The 21,477-nt window shown below is 64.9% G+C and carries 17 protein-coding genes; 11 read left to right on the top strand and 6 right to left on the bottom strand.

Translation table 11 applies throughout. From position 1 onward, the window contains the following. Nucleotides 1-63 precede the first annotated feature (63 nt). Nucleotides 64-801, top strand: coding sequence for a GntR family transcriptional regulator (locus AB0L63_RS10070; protein WP_364497386.1), 738 nt, complete (start codon nt 64-66; stop codon nt 799-801). 112 nt (nt 802-913) lie between these two features. After that, nucleotides 914-1,624: a sterol desaturase family protein gene (locus AB0L63_RS10065; protein WP_364497384.1), complete on the top strand. Its 711-nt coding sequence runs from the start codon at nt 914-916 to the stop codon at nt 1,622-1,624. A gap of 12 nt (nt 1,625-1,636) precedes the next feature. Here AB0L63_RS10065 and AB0L63_RS10060 read toward each other — a convergent pair whose 3' ends face one another. Further along, nucleotides 1,637-2,194 (bottom strand): TetR/AcrR family transcriptional regulator, encoded by a 558-nt coding sequence (locus AB0L63_RS10060; protein ID WP_364497382.1) that lies wholly within the window; start codon nt 2,192-2,194, stop codon nt 1,637-1,639. Between the two features lie 119 nt (nt 2,195-2,313). Between AB0L63_RS10060 and AB0L63_RS10055 the strand changes: the two genes are divergently transcribed. From AB0L63_RS10055 to AB0L63_RS10045, 3 genes are all read left to right on the top strand, one after another. Then, nucleotides 2,314-3,069, top strand: coding sequence for a carboxymuconolactone decarboxylase family protein (locus AB0L63_RS10055; RefSeq protein ID WP_364497379.1), 756 nt, complete (start codon nt 2,314-2,316; stop codon nt 3,067-3,069). 167 nt (nt 3,070-3,236) lie between these two features. Next, complete coding sequence (locus tag AB0L63_RS10050; RefSeq protein WP_364497376.1) at nt 3,237-4,130, top strand: hypothetical protein; 894 nt, start codon at nt 3,237-3,239, stop codon at nt 4,128-4,130. Between the two features lie 34 nt (nt 4,131-4,164). Next, on the top strand, nt 4,165-6,408 hold the full coding sequence (locus tag AB0L63_RS10045; RefSeq protein WP_364497373.1) for a heavy metal translocating P-type ATPase: 2,244 nt from the start codon (nt 4,165-4,167) through the stop codon (nt 6,406-6,408). Nucleotides 6,409-6,912: 504 nt separating this feature from the next. Here AB0L63_RS10045 and AB0L63_RS10040 read toward each other — a convergent pair. Further along, nucleotides 6,913-7,569 carry a maleylpyruvate isomerase family mycothiol-dependent enzyme gene (locus AB0L63_RS10040; RefSeq protein WP_364497370.1) on the bottom strand — a complete coding sequence of 219 codons (657 nt, stop codon included), beginning with the start codon at nt 7,567-7,569 and terminating at the stop codon, nt 6,913-6,915. Between the two features lie 71 nt (nt 7,570-7,640). On the opposite strand from AB0L63_RS10040, the gene AB0L63_RS10035 reads away from it, so the two are divergent. Then, nucleotides 7,641-8,567, top strand: coding sequence for a MerR family transcriptional regulator (locus AB0L63_RS10035; protein ID WP_364497367.1), 927 nt, complete (start codon nt 7,641-7,643; stop codon nt 8,565-8,567). 202 nt (nt 8,568-8,769) lie between these two features. After that, nucleotides 8,770-9,414: a dihydrofolate reductase family protein gene (locus tag AB0L63_RS10030; RefSeq protein ID WP_364497363.1), complete on the top strand. Its 645-nt coding sequence runs from the start codon at nt 8,770-8,772 to the stop codon at nt 9,412-9,414. A 71-nt stretch (nt 9,415-9,485) separates the two neighbouring features. Here the strand turns inward: AB0L63_RS10030 and AB0L63_RS10025 are convergent, their stop codons facing one another. The 3 genes from AB0L63_RS10025 to AB0L63_RS10015 are packed head-to-tail and all read right to left on the bottom strand — an operon-like array spanning nt 9,486 to nt 14,089. Next, entirely contained in the window at nt 9,486-10,919 is a 1,434-nt protein-coding gene (locus AB0L63_RS10025) for an FAD-binding protein (protein ID WP_364497361.1), read from the bottom strand. After that, the gene (locus AB0L63_RS10020; RefSeq protein WP_364497359.1) at nt 10,916-12,448 is read right to left on the bottom strand and encodes an aromatic amino acid ammonia-lyase; all 1,533 of its coding nucleotides are present in this window, start codon (nt 12,446-12,448) and stop codon (nt 10,916-10,918) included. Before AB0L63_RS10020 ends, AB0L63_RS10025 begins: the two co-directional genes overlap by 4 nt. Nucleotides 12,449-12,508: 60 nt before the next feature. Next, nucleotides 12,509-14,089: a long-chain fatty acid--CoA ligase gene (locus AB0L63_RS10015; RefSeq protein ID WP_364497356.1), complete on the bottom strand. Its 1,581-nt coding sequence runs from the start codon at nt 14,087-14,089 to the stop codon at nt 12,509-12,511. A gap of 457 nt (nt 14,090-14,546) precedes the next feature. On the opposite strand from AB0L63_RS10015, the gene AB0L63_RS10010 reads away from it, so the two are divergent. Further along, entirely contained in the window at nt 14,547-15,683 is a 1,137-nt protein-coding gene (locus AB0L63_RS10010; protein WP_364497354.1) for a 3-oxoacyl-ACP synthase, read from the top strand. A 470-nt stretch (nt 15,684-16,153) separates the two neighbouring features. On the opposite strand, the gene AB0L63_RS10005 is transcribed toward AB0L63_RS10010, so the two are convergent. Next, nucleotides 16,154-16,858 (bottom strand): hypothetical protein, encoded by a 705-nt coding sequence (locus AB0L63_RS10005; RefSeq protein WP_364497352.1) that lies wholly within the window; start codon nt 16,856-16,858, stop codon nt 16,154-16,156. 477 nt (nt 16,859-17,335) lie between these two features. Here AB0L63_RS10005 and AB0L63_RS10000 point away from each other — a divergent pair, with 477 nt between their 5' ends. The 3 genes from AB0L63_RS10000 to AB0L63_RS09990 all read left to right on the top strand — a co-directional run bounded on the left by AB0L63_RS10000 (nt 17,336) and on the right by AB0L63_RS09990 (nt 21,401). Then, entirely contained in the window at nt 17,336-18,175 is an 840-nt protein-coding gene (locus tag AB0L63_RS10000; protein ID WP_364497350.1) for a hypothetical protein, read from the top strand. A 145-nt stretch (nt 18,176-18,320) separates the two neighbouring features. After that, nucleotides 18,321-19,703 carry an MFS transporter gene (locus tag AB0L63_RS09995; RefSeq protein WP_364498165.1) on the top strand — a complete coding sequence of 461 codons (1,383 nt, stop codon included), beginning with the start codon at nt 18,321-18,323 and terminating at the stop codon, nt 19,701-19,703. A 186-nt stretch (nt 19,704-19,889) separates the two neighbouring features. After that, nucleotides 19,890-21,401: an FGGY-family carbohydrate kinase gene (locus tag AB0L63_RS09990; protein ID WP_364497348.1), complete on the top strand. Its 1,512-nt coding sequence runs from the start codon at nt 19,890-19,892 to the stop codon at nt 21,399-21,401. The last annotated feature ends 76 nt before the right edge of the window (nt 21,402-21,477 follow it).

Here is a 21,477-nt window from a genome sequence, read left to right as displayed (position 1 = left end):
CGGCGGAGGTTCAGACTGGTCTGACCACTTGACCTCCTGACCCATTCGGCGCAGAGTGACGATATGGCGTTGCAACCTGTGGTCAAGCGGTCGGTATCGGGCGATGTGTTCGAGCAGATCGCGGCGGATGTACTCAGTGGGGAGCTGGCACCTGGGGCGACCCTGCCGAGTGAGCGGCAGTTGGCGGAGGCGTTGAGAGTTTCCCGGCCCGCAGTGCGGGAGGCACTGCAACGGCTCGCGGCGGCCGGACTGGTGGCGGTGCGGCAGGGGGATGCGACCACCGTGCTGGATTATCGGCGCGGAGCCGGGCTCGAGGTGCTGCCCCGACTGCTGGTGCAAGCCGGAGAACTGGAACCGAAAGTCGCACGCAGCATTGTGGAGGCGCGGCTGCACAACGGACCCAAGGTGGCTGAACTCGCGGCGATCCGGCTCGGCGAAACCGAATCCGCGACCGTGCGCGCCGCCTTGGATCGCACCGTCGAAGCGCTTGCCGCCGAACAGGATCCGATCGCACAGCAGCGGCATGCGATGGAGTTCTGGGATCACGTCGTCGACGCCGCCGACTCCATCGTGTTCCGGCTGATGTTCAACATGTTGCGCGCCGCCTACGAACCCGCTCTCGCGGCGCTGGCACCGATCATGTCCGCCGAGGTGGGCAATGTCGAGGCCTATCGGAACCTGGCCGCCGCCATCGAGGCCGGTGCGCCGGAACAGGCCGCACGCACCGCTCGGGCACTGCTCGAACCGGCGACCAAGGCCCTCATCGAAGTATTGGAGGGCGCCGAAAACATCGAACGCTGACGGCGAATATGCGATCCGGCGTCGGCAATCACCGATCACGGCGGCGGTTCGGAATATCGCCCGGTGCGCCACCTCAATGGACGGCACGGACTGGCTCCACCAAGGAAAGACCATGACGAAACCCCAATCATCCAGCAAGGATTCGGCCACGGCGCGCGAGCGCGCGCGTCAGGGCGAGCGGACGCTGCGCCGCGGCCACACACTCGGCGTAGCATTCCGCGAATTCATCCGGCACCCCACGCCCTGGCTGATCGGCACCACCCTGCTGGCGGCACTGGTCACCCGAATCATTGTGGGCGACTGGCAATTGACCGATGCGCTGGTGCCCGCGGTCATGCTCGCGGTTTTCCCGGTCTTCGAATGGATCGTGCACGTCACGGTGCTGCATTGGCGGCCGCGGCAGCTCGGCCCGATTCCGATCGATAGCGAACTGGCCCGCAAACACCGCGAGCACCATGTGGATCCGCGGAATATCCCGCTGATCTTCATCCCGACCAAGACGCTTTCAGTACTGATCGTCGTCCTGATCGCGATCGCGACCCTGGCCTTCCCTCGGCTGGGCCTCGGGCTGACCTTCCTGCTGATGATCACCGCCCTCGGCCTCGGCTACGAATGGACCCATTACCTGATCCACACCGACTACAAGCCGAAAGGCTCGCTCTACCGGGCGGTTTGGCGCAACCACCGCCACCACCACTACAAGAACGAGCACTACTGGTTCACCGTGACCACCTCCGGCACCGCTGACCGTCTGCTCCGCACCTACCCGGACCCGGCGACCACCGAAACCTCCCCCACCGCCCGCCATCTCCATTCCGCCTGACGGGCACCGGCCTCAGTCCGTCCCGAGCAGGCGGCGCGCGATCGCCCCGGCGCGGTCCGCCGCTGCCGGGGAGTTCTCGCGGACTGCGGTGACTATGGCACCGTCGACGAGCAATGCGAATTCGGCGGCCAGTTCCTCGGCATCGGATCGACCTGCGGCGGTGAGGATTTCGGTGAGGTACTCGATGACGCGCCGCTTGTGCCGATCGGCCGCCTGGTGGGCGGCCGATCCCGGATCGGCGACTTCGACCATGGTGTTGATGAAGGCGCAGCCACGGAAGTCCTTGCGGGCGAAGCGTTCCGAAAGTGCGTCGAAAACGGCCAGGGGGCGGTCCGCCGGGTCACCGGCCTTCGCTTCGACGGACTCTCGCAGCCACGCCAGCCACCGCCGGTCCCGGTCCTCCAGTACGGCGACGACCAGGTCATCCTTGCTGGCGAAGTGACGATAGAAGGACGCGCGGCCGACGCCGGACTCCTGCAGCAGGCGATCGACACCGACCGCCCTGATGCCATCGGCGTAGAAGAGTTCCTCGGCGGTGGTGAGTAATCGCTGTCTGGCCTGTGTTGCCATGACATCACCATACCAAGATGGCACCGATCGGTACCGTCCGGCTTGACGCATTCGGGACCAATCAGTACCGTCTCGATTCGGCACCGATCGGTACCATCACGTTCGAGTTTGGAGTCACGATGTCTCGACTACCGCTTGTATCGACCGAAACCGCCGACGCCGAGCAGACCGACCTGCTCACCGAGGTGCAGCGCCAACTGGGCCGGGTTCCGAATCTCTACGCCGCCATGGCGAACAGCCCCGCGACACTGCGCGGCTACCTGAACATGCGCGACGCACTGACCCGCGGCAAGCTCTCCGCCCGCGTCCGCGAACAACTGGCCCTGCTGGTCGCGAGCGAAAACGGTTGTGACTACTGCGTTGCCGCGCACAGCATGCGAGCGGGTCGAATGGGTTTCACGGAGGAGGCCATCGCGGCCACCCGGGCGGCGCATGCCGAGGATCCGCACGCGGATGCCGTGCTGCAGATCGCGCGCGAGGTGCTGCGCTCGCACGGCCGGATCGACGATCGCGTCGTCGACTCGGCTCGCGAGCGTGGCGTGAGCGATGCCGAGTTGAGCGAGGTCGTCGGCCATATCGCGCTCAATACCCTGTCGAACTACTTCAACCACGTCGCCCAGCCGGAGCTGGACTTCCCGCCGGCCGCACCAACGAAGGGCAGCACGATGACCGCGAAATGGCGCAGGGCCAGCAAAGTCGCTCTGGTCGACGGGTACGCACTGCTCGACCGGAACGGACAGTCGGTACATGCGGTCGATGATGTCGAGGTGTCGATCGAGGGCGGATTCCTGCACATCAAGGTTTCGGATACGGCCGAAGTGCAGGTCGTTTCGGCGCCCGGGGTGGCATTGGTCACTTACCGACCCGAAGTCTGAGCACCGAACAGCACAGAGCCCGGCCCGGTCCAGCACCGAGCCGGGCTCTCGGCGTATCCGGCCTCCATACCCTCACCCGGTACCTTCTTGACAACGTACCCTAGGGGGGTATGGTAGACCCGAGTTCGACGGGACGGGCCGCCGAACAATCCGAACGGAGCCTCCTGATGAACGCAGCAAGCAAGTTCGCCGGGTTCACCCTCGGTCTCGCGGCGGTCTTCGGGATCGCACTGGCCGTCGGCGCCACCCTCGGGCCGGAACCCGCCGAGGGGCATGCGGCCATGGCCGAGTCCGGCGCCGACGAACTACCCGCGGGACTCACGGCCAGCGAAAACGGCCACACCCTGCGCTTGGACACCCCGCAGACCACCGCGGCGGCCAATGTCGCGCTGCGATTTCGCATCCTGAATCGCGACGGCGCACCCGTCACCAGCTACGTCCGCAGCCACGAAAAGGATCTGCACCTCATTGTGGTCCGCCGCGATATGGCGGCCTTCCAGCACGTGCATCCGGTGCTCGACCAGGCCGGCACCTGGAGCGTCCCACTGGATCTCACTCGCGCCGGTGACTACCGGGTCTTCGCCGACTTCATCCCCGATGGCGGTAAGAATCTGACGCTCGGTGCCGATCTGCGGGTCTCGGGTAACTACGACGCGCAAGCACTGCCCGCACCGTCGGCTACCGCGCAGATCGGCGCGTACACCGTCGCACTGAACGGCACGGTTACGCCGGGCCAGGCGTCGAAGGTCGTGCTCTCGGTCAGCCGCGATGGCAAACCGGTCACCGATCTGCAGCCCTACCTCGGTGCTTACGGTCACCTCGTGGCATTGCGCGCCGCGGACCTCGCCTACCTGCACGTCCACCCGGAGGGTAGCCTCGGCGACGGCGTGACCCCGGCCGGACCCGGCATCACCTTCTACGTCGACGCGCCGAGCGCGGGCGACTACCGGCTCTTCCTCGATTTCCAGCACGAAGGCGTGGTTCGCACCGCCGAATTCACCCTCTCGGTCGCCGGTTCCGCGCCGATCCCGGCCGCGAAACCAGCTGGACACGGCCACTGATCACTACCCTGAGTCGCACAGAACGGAGCTAAGAATGACCACCGCGACACAACTAGCCGCCGGACAGGTCGAATTGGTGATCGGTGGCATGACCTGCGCATCCTGCGCGAATCGCATCGAGAAGAAGCTGAACAAGCTCGACGGCGTCACCGCGACGGTCAACTATGCGACGGAGAAGGCGCGGGTCGACTTCAGCGGTGATATCTCACCGGAGCAGTTGATCGCCACCGTCGAGCAGGCCGGTTACACCGCCGCGCTGCCGAAAATCGAAGAACCCGCGGAAGCCACCGCCGACGATGACCCGACGGCGGCGCTGCGGACCCGACTGCTGGTTTCGCTGGTCCTGACGGTTCCGGTCATCGCGCTGGCCATGGTGCCCGCGCTGCAGTTCGACAACTGGCAGTGGCTTTCGCTGACGCTGGCCGCGCCGGTCGTGGTGTGGGGCGCGCTGCCCTTCCACCGGGCCGCGTGGGCCAACCTGCGACACGGCACCGCCACCATGGACACCCTGGTATCGATGGGCACGCTGGCGGCATTCGGCTGGTCGCTGTACGCGCTGTTCTGGGGCACGGCCGGAATGCCCGGTATGAAGCATCCGTTCGAGTTGACCATTGCGCGGATGGACGGCACCGGCAGCATCTACCTGGAGGCCGCGGCGGGCGTCACCACCTTCCTGCTGGCCGGACGCTACTTCGAGGCACGCTCCAAGCGGCGCGCCGGGGCGGCGCTGCGGGCGCTGCTGGAGCTCGGTGCGAAGGAAGTCTCGGTGCTGCGCGGTGGGCTCGAACAGCGAATTCCGGTCGAGCAGTTGGGCGTTGGCGACACCTTCGTGGTGCGGCCCGGCGAGAAGATCGCCACCGACGGTGTGGTTGTCGAGGGTTCCTCCGCGGTCGATGCCTCGATGCTCACCGGTGAATCGGTGCCGGTAGAGGTCGGGCCCGAGGATGCGGTAGTCGGTGCTACGGTCAATGTCGGCGGGCGAATCGTGGTGCGCGCCAATCGCATCGGCGCCGACACCCAGCTGGCTCAGATGGCGAAACTGGTCGAGGACGCGCAAACCGGTAAGGCGCGGGCACAGCGGTTGGCGGACCGAATCTCCGGATTCTTCGTACCGATCGTGATCGTGCTGTCGGTCGCGACACTCGGATTCTGGTTGGGCACCGGCGGTTCGGTCGCGGCGGCCTTCACCGCCGCGGTCGCGGTCCTGATCATCGCCTGCCCGTGCGCCCTCGGGCTGGCCACGCCGACCGCACTGCTGGTCGGCACCGGTCGCGGTGCGCAGTTGGGCATCCTGATCAAGGGGCCGGAGGTGCTGGAGTCGACCCGTCGAGTGGATACCGTGGTGCTCGATAAGACCGGCACTGTCACCACCGGCAAGATGACACTGCTGGATGTCATCGCCGCCGCGGGTGAGGACAGCGCCGAGGTGCTGGCACTGGCCGGAGCGCTGGAGGATTCGTCGGAGCACCCGATCGCCCAGGCGATTGCCAAGGGTGCCCGCGATAAGGTCGGCACACTGCGACCGGTCGAGGATTTCGCGAATATCGAAGGCCTCGGCGTGCAGGGTGTGGTGGACGGCCATGCGGTGGTCGTCGGGCGCGCAAGGTTACTCGCGGACTGGTCGCAGCAGCTCGATAGCGAACTCGAGCGGGCCATGCACGCCGCCGAAACCGATGGCAAAACCGCCGTCGCGGTGGGTTGGGACGGTAGGGCACGCGGCGTGCTCGTGGTCGCGGATGCGGTGAAACCGACCTCCGCCGAGGCGATCTCGCAGCTGAAGGCGCTCGGTCTCACCCCGATCATGCTCACCGGCGATAACACCGCCGCCGCGAAAGCCATTGCGGCACAGGTCGGCATCGACGAGGTGATCGCGGAGGTGCTGCCCGCCGATAAGGTCGACACCGTCAAGCGGCTGCAAGCCGAAGGCAAGGTGGTGGCGATGGTCGGCGACGGCGTCAACGATGCCGCGGCCCTGGCCCAAGCCGACCTCGGCCTGGCAATGGGCACCGGAACCGATGTCGCCATCGAGGCCAGCGATCTGACCCTGGTTCGCGGTGACCTGCGGGCGGCCGCCGATGCGATCCGCCTGTCCCGCAGGACCCTCAGCACCATCAAAGACAACCTGTTCTGGGCCTTCGCCTACAACGTCGCGGCGATTCCGCTCGCCATGGCCGGTCTGCTGAACCCGATGCTCGCGGGCGCCGCGATGGCCTTCTCCTCGGCCTTCGTCGTCAGCAACAGCCTGCTCCTGCGCCGCTTCCGCTCCACGGCCCAGTAAGAACGCTCCACCGCTGTATGAATCGGGCGGGACGGCACCCATGCCGTCCCGCCCGATTCCATGCTCACTGCAGAATGCCGCTATTCCCGAGGCCCATCGCGGCACTTCCAGTGGCCCATGCAGCGACAGCACTTCCGGTCGCAGCCAAGAGGGAGAGCAGAATCATCGGTTCGACCTTTCGTAGAGCAACGATCAGCAAACGAAAGCTACTGCCGCCCAAGGGCATCCACAATCAGTTGCTCGACACTCTCGGCAACCTCTCGCGACATTGCCAGCCAATTCCCAGCAAGAAATTTCGCGGTTACATCGGCGGATGGATGCCTTCGACATCACCCGGCCCGGTTCGCCCAGCGAACTTCACCTGGACTCTCGGGCGCCCGCCGAGGCAGTGTCGACTGTTGAAAGATCGGCTACCGCCGCCGGTTACCGCAGCTCAGGCGCCGTGTGCGATGGGCCAGGGCATAACGAAGCGGCGTCGAAGTAAGCGCTACTGATGGCCGGGCACTACCGTCGGTCACGCTGCGCAAACAGCACTGCTCCAGTACCGGTGAGCTGGTCCCATGCATGCTGGCGACCGGTTACGATCAGCAGCAGGGCAGCGACCGGACCAGTGATGGCAGATCCAGTACCGGCGGCCCAGTCGGTATCTGTTGCGGCGAGGCGGTAACCGGTGAACTTCTTGCGGGCGTGGAACGGCGCACTCGTCGTCCAGATTCGATGGATTGCCAATCGCGCTGCCGCGACCGGCATCTCGCGGGTGATGCCGAGTGGGACCGCGATGTCTTGACCGTGCACCAAGAGGTCCATCAGGCGATCGGCTGGTGCTGTACCGACCGCCGTGACCCGCGCGTCGATGCTGTCGCGCAACTCGCCGAGCAGCTGCCGGGTCGTGACTCGGTCCGCGTGCCGAACAGCGGTATCGCGGATCGCCCGGTCCAGGCTGCCGCGGGCGCGGATCACATTGATCAGGATCCAGCCGATGGAGGCGTGGGTTGATAGCACGACGTGCGCGACGACGTCGCGGACTCGCCAGCCATCACACAGCGAAGGATGGTCCCAGTCGGCTTCCGACAGCGGCTCCAATAGTTCGACCAGACCGGCTCGCTCGACGGCGACAGCCCGCCAGATCTGGTCGGTGCTCATCATGGCGTCCTCGGCCATCCGCGTATCTCCTTATCCCATGGGTGTTCCAGTAGGCTAGGAACTCCACCGAGGTGGAGGTTCCAGCGATTGTGACCGAGAACACACGCCGCGACGGCCTCGTGGGCATCGGGGAACTGGCGCGAGTCACCGGCGTACCGGTCCGCACGCTCCGCTTCTATTGCGACAACGGTGTTCTGGAATCGCGGCGCAGCGGAGGCGGGCACCGCTTGTTCGATCCGGTGACCGCGGTCGATCAGGTGCTGCTGGTGCGTCGGCTCCGCACGCTCGGCCTGAGCCTGTCGGCGATCATCGAGGTACTCACCGGCACCCGGTCGATCGTCGATGCGATCGCCGCCGAACGTGCCGCACTCGATACCGAACTCGGCGTGCTGTCCTGGCGCCGGGCATCGCTGCGCGCCATCGAGGGTGCGCCACCCGCCGAACGCCCCGCTCGCCTGGAATTGCTTGCCGCCGTATCAGACCGGCACCGCGCCCACGACAGTCTCGTGACGTTCTGGCGAAGACTGCTGGCACCCCTTCCATCGCCAATATTCGACGGATTCGTCGAAATGAACATCCCGCGCCTACCCGCCGATCCGACTCCCGAGCACATCGTCGCCTTCGCCGAACTCACCACCCACACCACCGATCCGGCATGCACAGCCGCAATCTCACGCCAACTCTGGCGGACGAACCCGGCCCGAATCCACGACAAACTCGCACTGATCACCGGCGTCGCCGAAGCATGCGTGGCCGTGAACGCGCTCGGCGTCTCAACACCGCACCCGGGCCTCGAACTCGACCAGTTCATCCACGCCCACGCCGCCGCCAGACGCGACCACGACACTCCAAGCCTGCGGCGCGAACTCCTCGACAACGCGTCCGACAACGACCCACGCATCCACCGCTACTGGAAACTGACCACCGAGATCACCGGAGCCACCACGGCGGGCGCCGCCCTCTACTGGCTGTACCAAGCGCTGGCACAGTGGGCCGACTATGACGTCCACGCATAACTACCGACAGCTGGCACCGGGCACCCCGCCCGTTATCCGGGCACCTCGCATGAGGGGTGCCCGGCCCTGACAAAGGGTGCCGGCACTCCATTCGGGCAAGCGGCGCGGAATTCGGCCGTCGAGTCGTCGCAAACTGATTGCATAACGGGATCACTCTTGGTAGTTTGCAAACTGATTGCACATTGCAACCAGAAAGGTTTTGATGACACAGCTGGTTCGAGTTCAGAACTTCACCGTCTCCAGTGATGGCTACGGCGCCGGGGAGGGGCAGAGCTTCGAGCGCCCGTTCGGCCACGCCGATCCGACGACGCTGATTTCCTGGGCGGGCGCCACGGCTCACTGGCCCAACCGAACCGACCCGGGCGGAACCTACGGTTTCGACGACTACTGCACTCGCGACTTCACCAACAACATCGGCGCCGAGATCATGGGGCGCAATAAATTCGGTCCGCAGCGGGGACCATGGGAGAACTACGACTGGCAAGGCTGGTGGGGCGACGAACCCCCGTTCCACACGCCGGTTTTCGTTCTCACTCATCACGTTCGTCCCTCGATCACCCTGGGGGACACCACATTCCACTTCCTCGATGCGTCTCCGAGGAACGCACTCGCGCGAGCATTCGATGCCGCTGCGGGCAAGGATGTGCGAATCGGCGGCGGTATCGCCACCGTTCGGGAATTCCTCGACGCCGATCTCATCGACAACCTGCATATCGCCGTCGCACCAGTCGAACTCGGTCGCGGCGAAAGATTATGGGCGAGCCCCGAAGAACTCGTCGACCGTTTCCATCTGGAGCAGATCCCGAGCCCGAGCGGAGTGGTGCACCACTTCTTCTGGCGCCGGTAATGCCAGGTAGCCGTACCGACGCACCGACATCGGTCGGCTAGCCGCAACATCCCCGTGATCGGCGCCCGTGTCTACGGCCCCTCGTCGGCTGATCGATGTGGACGCAGCTCCGCGTGGACGGTGTCGTCCGCCCGGTCATACCGGACAAATGTCCGAAGTTGCGACAACGACGGATCAGTGGTGGGGAAATCCGCGCGATAGAAGTAACCCCGACTCTCCCGCCGCAGCAGCGCGCTCCGCGCATAGGATTCCGCGAGAATCAGCAGCGCACTATCGCTGTTCTGCGCGTCGGGCAACTCCCTCCGGGTTCGACCGCACCACTCCACAAACGAATGCACGGCCGACTCGGAGAATCGATGGTCCTCGAAAGAGTGCAGCCGTCGCCGAATAGCGACGCACAACCCCGCCTGCACATCCGGGTCTCTCAGGGGCGCCGACAACGTTTCCGACTTCGCCTGCTCCGGCAGGGTTTTCAACGTGTCCGCCAACATTCCGGATGTGCAAATATATATCGCCCAGGGGCGGCCGATGATGGCATCGGCCACGATGTCGTGTCTTGCCTCACCGGTGGCATAAACGCCGGCGACAGCGGTGATACTGCCGTTGTGTGCAATGCCGCCCATCGAGAGCCCATAGATCGGACCGAGGGCATAGTTTTCATCGCCACGCTCGAGCGTATGGGAAACCTGTCCGTTCGATCGCCAATACTGTTGGAAGATCTCGAGATCGCGGCGTTCCTCGTTCATGGTGGCGTACGCCCGCTCCAGCCACACGGCTCGTTGGCCCGCGCGGTAGAACTGCGCCCCCGCCAGATCAGGCGGATACAGCACTCGTCCGGCCGTCAGATCTCCCAGCGCATGGCGCTGCGAAAACTCCAGATTCGTGAGCTCGCCGCCGACCGACGCAAACAGCCCCAGCATGCTTCCCGAATTCGGAGTATGCGAGTGCGGCATGAGCCCGGCATACCCACCGCTGGCGATCACCACCGCGCTGGACTGAATGACCAGCTGTTCCCCGGCGTGCACGCAGGACACGCCGCGGCAGACGCCGTCTTCGACAAGGAGATCAGTGACCCGGCCGGTGATGATCTGTCCGCCGAGCGCGCGGATCTGTTGATGCAGCAGCGCAATTACCTCACCGCCGGCCCCCAGGCGCGGGAAGGGGACCGGATGGTGCGGTATGAGCATCGTCTCCAGCGTCTGAAAGGGCACCAGTTTCGACAGTTCCGCGAATTCCCGATGCAGGTAGCTCCGCATCATCGGCTGGAGTTCTGGATGCTGCGTCGCCGTTTCGTCCACGAACACCTGCGCCAGCTCGTCGCGGTCCGCGGTCTCCACCAGTCGGCGATCGAAAACGGTTGCGGCGCGCAGGGATACGGTTGGCGTGTCGTGATGCGCTGCCGACAGAAGCACCACGGGGACGCCGTACTGAGCCAGTCGGTATGCCAGCCAGGAGCCTGCGATCCCGGCTCCGACGACGACCGTGTGCGTCAGAATCCGATTCATTTGTCTGCCCGTGTTTCGGTGGGCGCGACCAGATCGTCGAGCAGCGCGGCGGCTGCTCGCACATCGCTGTCCAGCGGCCGGTCCGGGTCGATCGGGGGGATGGCCGCGACCAGCCGATCGATGATGTCAGCACAGGCGGGCGCGGTTGGGCGCCGGCCGCCGACATGAACGGCTTGGCGCAACGCGACGGCCAGCGAACCGTGCAGCCAACGCACCGACGTAGCCGCGTCGAGGGCATTGAGCGCTGCCTGCGTGCCGAACGGAATGACGTCCTGGTTATGACCATTCGTCGGAATACTCTGGATGGATGCCGGCATGGCCGCCCGGCGCATCGATGCGACGGTCGCGGTCGCCGCGAGCTGAACGCCTTGCACACCGTGTTGTTTGCCGGGTTCGGTGGCCAACATCGGCGGCAGGCCACCGTTGCGGTGTGGATCGATCAGCAAATCGAGCTGTCGCTCGGCGAGATTGCCCATCTGCACGGTGCTGGTTGTCAGCAGATCGGCGGCAAAAGCCACCGGCTGCCCGAAGAAGTTCCCGCCATGCACCACCGTGCCGTGTTCAGGGAAGAACAGCGGATTGTCACTGACGCCGTTCAGATCGTCGTCGACCACACCACCGACGTGGTGCAGGGAACTTTCGACCGCACCGAGAAGATGCGGCGTGCATCGAAGGCTGTACGGCTCCTGAAGCGAGCGAGTGCCGGTCGGCTTCGTTCCTGCCAGCAGCCCGCGCAGTCGAGCGGCGACCGCTGCGGCGTGCGGGTGTCCGAACGCTTCGAGCAGGTGCGCGGACAAGAACCCGATATCGCTACCGAGGATGTCGACCAACACCCCGGTGAGAGTGATCGCGACGCCATGCGACCTGCGGATTGATTCCACCGCGAGACCTGCGGCCGCGGCCGTTACGGATGTCCCGTTGACCAGTGCGAGTCCATCGCGGCCGTCCAATGCCAACGGCGTCAGCCCCGCCACGGCCAACGCCTCGGCCGCGGGCATTCGCCTGCCGGAAACATACGCGAATCCTTGCCCGCGCAATGCGCCAGCTACATATGCCAGCGGGACCAGATCGCCGCTCGCGCCGAGCGACCCGATCCTCGGGACCGCAGGGGCGAAATCGGTGCGCAGCATCGCTGCCAGGGCCGTCACCACATGGACCGAAACTCCGGAATGTGCGCGCGTGAGCGACCACAACCGCGCCAGCACAGCGGCACGAACTACCCGTGGCGGCAAATCCTCACCTTGCCCCGCCGTGAGGTGATACAGGATGTTGTCGCACTGGTCGACGGCTTCGTCACGTCCCGCGAATTCCACCAATGGGCCGAAACCGGTGGTGCTGCCATAAACGGCAGTGCCGTCCTGGATAAGATGTGAGACGAACTCGCGGCACGCCTCGACACTGTCCAACGCCGTCGATGCGATATCCACCTCGACTGGTCGGGCTGCCCTTTCCAACAGTTCAGGGGTCAATCGGCCCGGTATCCGGATGGCCGCGACTTTCATTGCTGGGTCGACAACTCGAGTACTCATTCAGAACTCCAGGAATAGAATAGATCGACAGATAAGAAGAGTTTTTATGCGAACCGAGCCCTAGCTCGGCGCCGCCGTTTCCCGGAGCTTCTGCTTCACAACCTTCCCAGTGGCATTCTTGGCCAGCTGGTCGACAAACAGTATGTATTGGGGAATCTTGTACGCTGCGAGCGTGCCGCGCAGAGCATCACGTATTTGCTGCTCCATGACGGCGCCGGGTTCAGCGGCCACCACATACGCCAACCCGACCTCACCCCAACGCTCGTCCGGTACCCCGATCACAGCACTCTCCGAGACGCCGGGAAGAGCGTTGATACGCGCCTCGACCTCGGAGGGATAGATGTTCTCCCCGCCGGAAATAATCATGTCTTTGATGCGATCGACTATGTAGATCCAACCGTCCTCTGCCATCCGCACGACATCCCCGGAACGAAACCAGTCGCCGTCGCGTTTCATCGGCGTATCTTCCGACTGGTTCCAGTAGCCGCGTGACACATTCAAGCCGCGAACGAGCAATTCCCCTTCCGTGCCCGGCGGCACGGCAGTCGATGTGCTGCGGATCGCGATGTCGGTGAAGAAATGCGGCGGTCCCGCGGATAGCGGCCGCTCGACGGCCCGCGCAGGGATCGCCAGACATACGCCCGGTGCAGCCTCGGTCATGCCGTAACCATGGAGGATGTCCACGCCACGTCGCTGCCAGCCCACCGCGACCCGTTCGGCGACCGCGGAACCACCGTAGATGACATAGTGGAGCGAACTCAGGTCGGTGTGCTCGAAATCCGGGTGGTCATACAGCATCTGAAGCATGGTCGGCACTGCTGCGAAAGACGTGACGCCCGCGTCCGCGAATGTCGCCAAGATCGTGGCCGGGTCGAATTTCGACAGCACCACAACCGATCCCCCCTTGAACAGGGTAGGCAGGGTCACCAGGCCGAGCCCGGTCGCGTGGAACAGCGGCGACATGCACAGTGCGGTATCGGTGCCGAGGACATCGACGTGGGCCAGCTGGTTCATCGTGTTGAAGGTCAGGTTGCCGTGGCTGAGCACAGCCCCCTTGGGCCTGCCGGTGGTGCCGCTGGTGTAGAGGATGACCGCGTCGTCGTCGAGGCCGATATCGGTAGTGATGGTCGGCACGTCGTATCCGACGTCGGCCGGTGGCGAGTCGTCCGGGATCCAGTCATCGATCGATACGATGAGGCCGACACCATGATCCTGCGCGGCTATCTGCTCGATCAGCTCATGCTGTTCCGGACCATGGAAAAGGGCGAAAGGCTTTGCGTCGTCGAGCAAAACGCCGATCTCGGGAGGAGCTAGCCGGGTGTTCAAGGGAACGAAGATCGCACCGAGCCGACACACTGCGAAGAACACCTCGAACACCGCGATGTCGTTGAGTCCCAGGTAAGCAATGCGATCGCCGGGACGTACGCCCCGGTAGGCCAAGACTCGCGCCAGCCGATCTACCCGGTCGGCCAGCTCGCCATAGGTCAACGTACGACTGCCCTGCCGGAAGGCCACCGCGCCAGGACAAATCCGGGCACGGCGCCGGGGCCAGCTCCCGATCCCGTGATCAGGCATGACCCCTCCGTAGGGCGACGTCCGTCCGACCCTGCCCGATCCTGGGCGAAGCGGCTGCGCTGCCACGCGATTCCGCGTTCCACGGCGACGGTTCGGACACCTCGTCGCCGAACCCGTGCAAAATATCTGCACACCATGGCCGGACCATTTCGTCACTCGCCAACAAAGACAACCGCGTGCTACGAGTAGTTTGCTCGCGCCGACAGAGGCGTTCCACGTTCGACCTTCTTCGAAAACCTAATCAATGCTCGGGTCACCCTGGTCGCAGAACTGAGATTCGGCGTGCACACCGCTGCTGAGGAATGATGACACGTCTCGTACATGCGCGCCAGTCGACTGCCCATACATAAGAACTAATTCCCAATCCGACATGCGCAATTTGCAATACGAAGTCGCTATCACCCGTTTCGTCTTGCCAATCCGGATGCCTGCGGTCATGCTGATAGCTCGGGTTTCGCTGCAATTCCGCGATGGTCTGGATGCACGTGCCCGTTGCCACGATGAGGAAAGAGGAGCGCGGGCATTGAGCGTAACCAACACAGTCGATCCCACCCTGATCGCTGTTGCCGCCGAACTGCCTCGTCCGGAGTACACGACCGAAGAGTTGCTCCACGCCGGCCGGAAACATTTGTCCGACAAACTCGTGGCGATGTTGAGCGATGTCGGTGTACACAAGAGACACTCGGTACTGGCCAACTATTCCGACGTGCTTTTTGCGAATGCCGAACCGAAACTGGACATCGCGACCGCCGATTTGGCTGTTGCAGCGGCCCGCAAATGTCTCGCCAAGGCCGATGTGGCACCGGATTCGATCGGGCTGGTCCTCGGCGTGTCCAGCGCACCGGGCCGACTCCTGCCAAGCCTGGTATGCGACGTAATAGCAAGAATGCCTGAAATAGACCGAACTGTCGCCAACCTGAGCATCGAATACATGGGTTGCTCGGCGATGGCGAAAGTCGTCGAAACCGCGCGGTGGTACCTGAGCTGCAATCCAGAAAAGCGCGTTCTCGTATGTTTCACCGAGGCGATCACCCCACTATCGCCCGTACTTCCGGACTTCTACTCGCACTTTTCCGAAGTGGACGCGACGGAACGCCAAAGTACCGTCGATGCGTTACACGGTTTCCTCTTCGCCGATGCGGCCGTAGCGATGGTGCTCGCCGCCGGCGGCGATGGGCCTTCATTCGGCCCAGTGGCCAACCTGACGAATGAGCGTCCCGAAGATGCCGAACTCGGCACCGTCCCGGACGGCGGATCCGATATTCCGGTGGTCTATGGACGACGGCTGTACACGCTGAGCGCCGATGTCACACCGCGCGGTTCGCATTACGCCAAGGAAACCGTCCGAATGTTGCTGGAACACGACTCATGCGCGGTGACCGACCCCGCCGAGGCATCGGCGCTGCTCATGCACACCGGCAGCGTCCGTATCCTGGACGCACTGTGCACACAGTTCGGTGTCGACCGCGACAGCGAAATCGCCGCCTCCTCCTACCGAGTGCTGCGCGACTACGGCAATACCCTCGGCTGCTCGGTCCCACTGATGGTGGCGGAACCGACATATCGGCGACCAGGGCAAGGCATCGTCGTAGCGTTCGGCCTGAGCTTCAGCTGTGGCGCGTTCACAATGACGATTCCGGAAGGAGGCTGGACACCCTGACGACAGCTCACGCCAACCGCTGAAGCGGCCTGAACTGAGCTTTCGTGGAGCGGATGACGGGATCCGAATCTGGTTGCGGCGCTTCACGCTTCGCCTGGTCGATAGGCTGAGTCAACCCAAATGTTGGGCCGCAACAGACCTTTCAGAACTTATCAGTACGTTACGAGACACCCGAGCTACCAGCCATCTGGTGACGCCGTCACAACCCGCACCGGCTGACGGGATGTCTCCCGCAACGGATCACAAGACTGGCTTGGTCGCTGCATTCGGCGTGGTAGACGGGTTGGTTACGGCAGGCACCGAACGCTTTGCGTCTAAGGTGCTGCGGCGTAGCCGCAGTGGCTCGCCGGAGGCTGGAACGCTGCACAACCCAGTGAGGGCCGACCACTAACCTCTCATCCGTAGTCCCTGGCGCGCAGCAGATCCCGGCGCTCGACGCTGGCGATTCTGGCAGCGTGCACGACTATGGTTCAGGCTGCCGGCGCCTCGAGGCCGGCAGGACTGCGGAGTACAAGGTTGATTGTGATGTCCATGCCGCCGGCACCGCTGGCGCGGTCCTGCGCCTGGAGCAGAATGATGGCTTTGTCGGCGCTGGCGCGGGTCGGGTGCACAGAGATGTGCCGTCCTGCCCGCAGACCGTCGATGACGAGCACCCACACCTTTTCCGGGTTCAGCCGGGCGGCGACCTCGCCGAGCGGGTCGAAGCCGATCCGGTCGGTAACGTCTTTCAGATCCGCCGCCCAACCACGGCGTTTGCACCGAGCCGCAACCTCGGATTCGGAAGCGCCGGTCGCAGCGACCAACTCCCTCCAGGATCGGCCCCGCTGCCAGCCTTCGGCCAGCGCATCATCCATTGCCTCGGTCCAGTGCAGCCTGCCCTCGGTGACGGCGTACTCGCGCAATCGCTGCTCCCAGTCGTAGCCGGGGTCGCCGTCGAGTGTGATGCCCAACAGGTCCGGTGCTTCTCGCCTGGTGTGCGCGTCCCGTAGGTGCTTTGGCAGCAGCGTGTGGCAGCGCGCCCGGATCGCGCCCTCACTGCGGCCGAACTCGATCGCGATTTGCCGAGCACTCTTCCCCGCGCGGATCGCCTCGATAAGTCGCCGATTCTCGGCGGTAAGCCACAACTCCCCTGTCCGCGGGCCCGGCCCGCCCGGTACACCTCTAGTAGTAGCCATACGACACCCTCCCTGTCTTCCCCTGGCCGGCAGCGTGTTTCACCGACCACCACTGCCGAGTATGACCCCGGAAACCGACACCATGCGGGTGTTCGTCGAAGATATGCGCTGCTACGCAACGGATTCGACAGCGTCAGCGGTGGAAGCACGGCGGCACTCATCTGCCGGGTCTTCGCCCCTTCGACCGCACAATCCACTCGGACTGCGCGCTCGTGTCGGTTGTGGATCAAATATGCACATCCCCAACGACTTACCGACTTCCGTCTCGGTTGTCGCGCGCGTCTCCCGACCTACCGAGCGAGGCGTTCATGACGCTCGAGGACGGCGACGGAGGCTGCCCGGCTGGCACGGTCTTGCTTATTTGAAGCCTGGAGGCGAGCCCGCATGAGGCGCATCACAGGAGCACCTCTTGCATATACCCCTAGGGGGTATTAGATTCTTGGTGTCGAACAAAGCAAGATCGGAAAGGCCGGAGCGATGACCACGCACACTCACACCAATCAACATGGCGCACACGGCGATCACACCGCCCACACTCAGCATGCGGATCACACCGGACACGACCACCACACCGGACACGATGATCACGCCGCGCACGGCGGTGGACTGCCGGGTGGCCTGCAAATCACCCAGGACGGTTACACCCTCGCACTGGCGGAGCCGATCGTCGCCCCCGGCGACATCGAGTTCCGGTTCCGCATCCTCGGACCCGACGGCGCACCGGTCACCGACTACACCCCCATCCATGACCGCGAACTACACCTGATCGTCGTCCAGCGTGAGCTCACCGGGTTCTGGCACGTGCATCCCGCGCTCACCGCCGACGGTGTCTGGACGGTGAAGCTGAATCTGCCGCAGGCAGGCGCGTACCGGGTGTTCACCGATATCGCCCCACGCGCACTCGGCAAGACCATCACCCTCGGCGCGGACCTCGCCGTAGCCGGCGTCTACGAGCCGCGTCCCGTACCGGCAGCCGCACGCACGGCCATCGTGGACGACTACGAGGTGACCCTCGGCGGTGATCTCGTACCCGGCGACGGTCGCCTGCTCACGCTGACGGTGCACAAGAAGGGCGAGGCGGTCACCGACCTGCAGCCGTACCTGGCCGCCTACGGACATCTGGTGATCCTGCGGGCAGGCGACCTCGCCTACGTCCACGTTCACCCCAACGGCGAACCCGGCGACGGAATCACCGCCGCGGGTCCGGACATCACCTTCCACACCGCCGTGCCCGGCCCTGGCACCTACCGGCTGTTTCTGGATTTCAAACACGGCGATGTGGTCCGTACCGCCGCCTTCACCCTTCCCACCGCCTGAGCATCGAATCCCGTTGAGCGGGCGCGTTTTCCGCCCGCTCAACAACCTGGATGAGGAGCACACGATGTGCGATTGCCGCTGTACCGGCGCCCGCGACCCACCTCGACCCGTTTCCCAGGAAGTGATTCCGATGCGTTCCGCACCCATGCTCAGCTCACTGTTCCGCAACCGCGACTACCTGCGACTATTCACCGCACAGGTGACCGGCCTGTTCGGCACCGGATTGACCACCGTCGCGCTGGGACTGCTCGCCTACGAACTCGCCGATGGCGATGCCGCCGCCGTGCTCGGCACGGCGCTGACCATCAAGATGCTCGTCTACGTCACGGTCGCACCGATCGTGGCCGCCTACTCCGGCCGCTTTCCCCGCCGCAGCCTCCTGACGGCGCTGCACCTCACCCGTGCTGCCATCGTCCTGGCGCTGCCGTTCATCGGCCAGATCTGGCAGATCTACGTGCTGATCGCCATCCTCCAAACCGCCTCAGCGGCATACACTCCCACCTATCAGGCAGTCATCCCCGATATCCTGCCCGATGAACGCGAATACACTCGGGCGCTGTCGGCCGCGCAACTGGCCGCCACCATGGAAACCCTGCTCAGCCCAATGCTCGCCGCCGCCGCATTGACGGTCATGAGCTTCCATTGGCTGTTCGTCGGCACCGCCGTCGGATTCGCCGTCTCGGCCGTCCTGGTGGCCACCACCCGCCTCCCGAATGCCACCGGCGCCGTCGAGGATTCGTTCCGGGACCGGATCACGGTGGGTATGCGGATCTTCGCCGCGACCCCGCGGCTGCGCGGCTTGCTCGGCCTGAACCTCGTGGTCGCGGCCGCCGGATCGGTGATCATGGTCGATACCGTCAACTACGTCCGCGACACCCTCGGCGGCACCCAGTCCGGAGTGGCAATGCTGCTGGCCGCCAACGGATTCGGCACCATCCTCGTCGCACTCCCGCTCCCCCGGGTGCTCGATCGTGTTGGCGCGCGGCCGGTCATGTTCGTCGGCGCGGCGACGCTGCTCACCGGTCTCGGCGCGGCGGTCGTCCTGTCACTCGCCGACGCGGCGGGTGGCTGGCGGTGGAGTGCCGCGATCGCGGTGTGGGCCGTCGTCGGCGCGGGCACCGCAGCCATCCTGACCCCGACCGGACAGGTGCTGCGGCGCTCCTCGCGACCCGCCGATCGACCCGCCCTCTTCGCGGCCCAGTTCTCGCTGTCGCATCTGGCCTGGTTGATCACCTATCCGATCACAGGCTGGCTGACCACCGCCTACGGTTTCACCGCCACTTGGACGACGCTGGCCGTACTCGCGGGCGCGGGAATCGCGGTAGCACTGCGAATGTGGCCGCGGCACGACCCCGACCAGCTGGCTCACCTGCATGCGGTCGGCACCATCGACCCCGCCCGCCTGACCGACGCCGTGCGTGTGGACGACCGCTTCTACCGGCATACCCACACCTACGTCATCGATTCCGAACACCCACGCTGGCCGACCAGAACGCGGCGTCAGGTCGACATCGCGACCGCAGCCTGAGCGATCGGGCCGATCGAACACAGGGTTCGAGGGGCGAACGGCCCAATAGGCAACATGTGCGCTGACACACACTCCAGCCGAAGGTCGTTCGCACCGTGCCGGTTTCGGCTGCGAACTGTGACGCGGCCCCACCAGCACATCATTTTCGGTTTAGGCTGATGCCGAACGCGCGAGGATGAACTGAAAGTGCTGGTGACTGGGTTGACGGATCTACTGCTCGGCGTCGACATGGGTACGGGCAGCACCAAGGGGGTGCTGACAACCAGCGACGGCAGGATCCTCGCGACGGCGGTCCGAAAGCACGGCATGAGCCTTCCTCGGCCTGGCTGGGCAGAGGTAGACGCCGAGACCATCTGGTGGGGTGATCTGGTCGAGGTATGCCGGGAACTCGCTCCTCATATCGCGGGGCATCGGCTAGCCGGCATCTGCGTCAGTGGCGTCGGTCCGTGCCTGCTGCTGTGTGACCAGGATTTACGCCCGGTCCGGCCGGCGATTCTCTACGGAATCGACATGCGGGCTACTGCGGAGATAGCTGAACTCACTGACCGACTCGGTGCTGACAAGGTGCTGGAGCGTTGCGGTAAGGCGCTGTCGACGCAAGCTGTGGGACCGAAAATGCTGTGGATGGCGCGGAACGAGCCCGACGTGTGGCAACGGGCCACCCGGTGGTACAACTCCAGCTCGTATGCCGTCGCGAAACTGACCGGAGCCTACGTGCTCGACCACCATACGGCGAGCCAGAGTGACCCGTTGTACGACCTGCGCGGGCAAGATTGGGCGCGGGATTGGATCGGCGATATCGCCGGGCATCTGGAGATGCCGCAGGTCGTTTGGCCACATGAGGTTGTGGGTGCGATAACCTCAGCGGCCGCGCAGGAGACGGGTCTGCCCGCTGGGACCCCTGTCTGCGCGGGTACCGTCGACGCCTGGAGTGAGGCCTTCAGCGCCGGGGTACGGCGGCCCGGGGACCTGATGCTGATGTACGGCTCGACGATGTTCTTCGTCCAGGTTCTTCCATCGCTGCAAACCCACCCGCTGCTATGGACAACCGCTGGCATCGAGCCGGGGCAGTTCACGCTCGCCGCGGGAATGTCGACGTCAGGGTCGCTCACGTCATGGGTTCAGCAGTTGACCGGGGATGTGCCGTTCGAACAGCTCATCGCCGAGGCGGCGGCTGTGCCGCCTGGGTCCGACGGCCTGGTACTGCTGCCGTACTTCGCTGGTGAGCGAACGCCGATCTTCGACCCGAGAGCGCGTGGCGTCGTCGCCGGACTCAGTCTTCGGCACGGGCGGGGCCACCTCTTCCGTGCGGTGTACGAGGGCATCGCCTACGGCATCCGGCAGATCATCGAGTTTCTCGACAGCGAGCAGACCCCGATCGACCGGCTCGTGGCCGTCGGCGGCGGAACGCAGGGTGGCTTGTGGACTCAGATCGTGAGCGACGTCGTCGGCCGGCCCCAGGTGGTACCGAGCCAAACCGTTGGCGCGAGCTACGGCGACGCGCTACTCGCGGCGATCGGAACCGGCCTCGTTCCACCGGAGACCGACTGGGCGACCGTCGGTCAGCTCATCGAACCGAACCCCCGCACCCGGGAGCTTTACGACGATCTGTTCGGCGTCTACGACAGGCTGTACGGAGCGACAAAGCCGCTCGTGCACACGCTGTCCTCCATCCAGGAGTCCCCCTTCGCCGAGTGACTCCGCACATGCCGGACAGATGTTCGCGCGACAGGTAAGGAGGGCCGGAATTGGCCCTACTTACCTGTCCGGAGGT

It is taken from the genome of Nocardia sp. NPDC051990 (genome assembly GCF_040680755.1).
Classification (GTDB): Bacteria; Actinomycetota; Actinomycetes; order Mycobacteriales; family Mycobacteriaceae; genus Nocardia.
This window is presented reverse-complemented; position numbering and strand designations above follow the sequence as displayed.

Excerpts from the sequence above, each read along its gene's own strand:
- AB0L63_RS09995 (WP_364498165.1), top strand. The coding sequence starts at position 18,321 with ATGCTCAGCTCACTGTTCCGCAACCGCGACTACCTGCGACTATTCACC.
- AB0L63_RS10060 (WP_364497382.1), bottom strand. The coding sequence starts at position 2,194 with ATGGCAACACAGGCCAGACAGCGATTACTCACCACCGCCGAGGAACTC.
- AB0L63_RS10045 (WP_364497373.1), top strand. The coding sequence starts at position 4,165 with ATGACCACCGCGACACAACTAGCCGCCGGACAGGTCGAATTGGTGATC.
- AB0L63_RS10025 (WP_364497361.1), bottom strand. The coding sequence starts at position 10,919 with ATGAATCGGATTCTGACGCACACGGTCGTCGTCGGAGCCGGGATCGCA.
- AB0L63_RS10030 (WP_364497363.1), top strand. The coding sequence starts at position 8,770 with ATGACACAGCTGGTTCGAGTTCAGAACTTCACCGTCTCCAGTGATGGC.
- AB0L63_RS10055 (WP_364497379.1), top strand. The coding sequence starts at position 2,314 with ATGTCTCGACTACCGCTTGTATCGACCGAAACCGCCGACGCCGAGCAG.
- AB0L63_RS10070 (WP_364497386.1), top strand. The coding sequence starts at position 64 with ATGGCGTTGCAACCTGTGGTCAAGCGGTCGGTATCGGGCGATGTGTTC.
- AB0L63_RS10050 (WP_364497376.1), top strand. The coding sequence starts at position 3,237 with ATGAACGCAGCAAGCAAGTTCGCCGGGTTCACCCTCGGTCTCGCGGCG.
- AB0L63_RS10005 (WP_364497352.1), bottom strand. The coding sequence starts at position 16,858 with ATGGCTACTACTAGAGGTGTACCGGGCGGGCCGGGCCCGCGGACAGGG.
- AB0L63_RS10065 (WP_364497384.1), top strand. The coding sequence starts at position 914 with ATGACGAAACCCCAATCATCCAGCAAGGATTCGGCCACGGCGCGCGAG.
- AB0L63_RS10040 (WP_364497370.1), bottom strand. The coding sequence starts at position 7,569 with ATGGCCGAGGACGCCATGATGAGCACCGACCAGATCTGGCGGGCTGTC.
- AB0L63_RS10020 (WP_364497359.1), bottom strand. The coding sequence starts at position 12,448 with ATGAGTACTCGAGTTGTCGACCCAGCAATGAAAGTCGCGGCCATCCGG.
- AB0L63_RS10000 (WP_364497350.1), top strand. The coding sequence starts at position 17,336 with ATGACCACGCACACTCACACCAATCAACATGGCGCACACGGCGATCAC.